The organism is Nostoc sp. 2RC (assembly GCF_014222165.1).
Classification (GTDB): domain Bacteria; phylum Cyanobacteriota; class Cyanobacteriia; order Cyanobacteriales; family Nostocaceae; genus Nostoc; species Nostoc linckia.
The window spans coordinates 1-2223 of record NZ_JACKZU010000638.1 but is presented as its reverse complement, the minus strand read 5'-3'; the positions used below and the strand labels follow the sequence as shown (position 1 = coordinate 2223).

Here is a 2223-nt window from a genome sequence, read left to right as displayed (position 1 = left end):
GGAGTTAATTATTATTAAAATAATCGGCATTAAAATTATTTGGACTGTACATAATATCAAAAATCATGAAAATAAAAACTTAGCTTTAGACCGAATTTATAGCCTTACAGTAGCTAAATTAGCTAATGCGATGATTGCTCATTGTCATATAGCAAAAAAAGAGATTGTCAAAAAATTTTCTGTAAAAAATACAGATAAAATATTTGTTGTTCCACATGGAAATTACATAGAAGCTTATGACAATAAAATCGGAAAATTAAACGCACGCAAAATTTTAGGTTTGCAAGATTCTAGTATGGTTTTTTTGTTCCTTGGTACAATTCGTGCCTACAAAGGAGTATTTGAACTTATAGATCAATTTAGTCAGCTAAATAGCGACAAAAGTAATAACATTCAATTAGTGATTGCAGGTAGAATTTATGACGATAGCCAAGAAATTACAGATACCCTGAAAGAAAAAATTGCGAAAGATCCGAGAATAAAATTCTTTCCAGGGTTCATTCCAGATGATGAAGTTCAAGTCTACATGAATGCTTGTGATGTAGTTATCTTTCCATATCGAGATATTTTGACATCAGGTGCGGTAATTTTAGCAATGTCTTTTGGTAGAGCCTGCATTGCACCCTGCAAAGGTTGTATTGGAGAAGTGCTTGACGAGCAAGGAGCATTTTTATACCAAATCGATGATAAAAAAGGCTTAATGAAAGCCATGAATTCTGCTATAGAAAAACAGCATGAATTATTGTCTATGGGACAGTACAATTTCAAGCTAGCTCAACAATATAATTGGGACTACATTGCACAAATGACGGCTGATGTATATCGTCATTGTTTATAGCAATCCTATTTGAGTTGTGAAAATTTTAGTGCCGATGGTTGAGTATTAACAGCAGTAATATAGCAGTCCGATTTGATTAATGAACTCATCTGTAGAGGCAGGCAAGAGGCAATAGGCAATATGGTTATAAAAGAGTAAAGTCTACAGAATTTTGTTCAACAATCAAACAGGATTCCTATATGTCACAAATCAATTAGCACTGTATTTAACTTTGCTTGAAGTCTGCTGTATATTAAACAGGCGCTCCAGAAACACTCAACCAAAGCAAATAGAAAATAGTTAGACCAATTGTAATTAACGCTACCCAAATAAAGCGATTATCTTTAGTATTAACTTGACTCAGATCGACAAATTCTCGCTCAGTGAGTTTAGGCTTCTGCGGTTGAGAAGATTTAGGAGACTTAGCAGCAACAGTAATTTTGAGTTCGTTATCGGGTAGTGCGCCCAAATCAGGAATTTGAGTCATCCATTCGCTTGGCCTTTTGAGCTTTGGTGCTTTCAAGATGTAAAGCATCCGTCGCGCTTGTTTGCTAGTTTCAAAATGTGGGTGGCGTTTGAGTCTTTCGCAAAGAGCGATCGCATCATCTGTGCGTCCAGCTGCTTCATAAGCAGTCACCAGACTAATTTCAACTTCACCTCCAAGACGAGAATTGCGAGCTAATAGAGCGCTAGCCTTTTCTAAATTTTCCACAGCTTCGCGGTACTGCCCATTTTCAAAGGCAATTTTTCCAGTCTGGTAGCGGGTTTTAGCAATTTCTATACTTTCTGCACTCACGTTCTGTTCGTAAATTACCACTATTTTAATTTTGCCAATGTCAGCAATCTTTTTAAAATCTTTTCACAAGCTAACAACTTGAAAGTAGATAAACTTCTAAAATTTTAACTAGTAGCTATAGCTATTTTCTCGTTAAAAAGTCCGGTATCAAATACAAGTTATCAAACATATGCTAAAAAGCAAGCATTCACAATTGTATTGGCTAGGAGCAGGCATATCTCTGGCAGTGATGAGTGCTGCCATCGCTCCAGCATCCGCCGACATAATTATAATTGATAGTGGCTCTGGAATTAGGCGAGCGCCTGCTGTTGGTTCCTTCATTTATGGTAGTCCAATTCCCACACCAATGCCTGTAGACCCAGCAACAGGATTGACACCACAACGCATTGATTATTACAACAATTATTCCTATCCTGTCGTCAGACAAAGGGTGAGAAATTCCACCATAATTAATCCAACTTTGGTGAATCCTACAATTCGCAACTCAACACTAGTCAATCCGGTGATTATCAATAACTCATGGCGTCGTACACCATTTAGCGGCGGGCGATCGCGGGTTATTATTACTTATCCTCGGTAGAGTGGGGAGATGGGGAGATGGGGAGATGGG

At 37.5% G+C, this 2223-nt stretch carries 3 protein-coding genes; 2 read left to right on the top strand and 1 reads right to left on the bottom strand.

What is annotated here, in order from left to right:
• The coding region (locus GNE10_RS34040; protein WP_185570438.1) for a glycosyltransferase at positions 1–838 on the top strand (838 nt) is incomplete at its 5' end.
• A gap of 232 nt (positions 839–1070) precedes the next feature.
• Here GNE10_RS34040 and GNE10_RS34035 read toward each other — a convergent pair.
• Positions 1071–1613 carry a tetratricopeptide repeat protein gene (locus tag GNE10_RS34035; protein WP_185570439.1) on the bottom strand — a complete coding sequence of 181 codons (543 nt, stop codon included), beginning with the start codon at positions 1611–1613 and terminating at the stop codon, positions 1071–1073.
• Positions 1614–1782: 169 nt separating this feature from the next.
• Here GNE10_RS34035 and GNE10_RS34030 point away from each other — a divergent pair, with 169 nt between their 5' ends.
• Positions 1783–2193 (top strand): hypothetical protein, encoded by a 411-nt coding sequence (locus GNE10_RS34030; protein WP_185570437.1) that lies wholly within the window; start codon positions 1783–1785, stop codon positions 2191–2193.
• Positions 2194–2223: the final 30 nt, after the last annotated feature.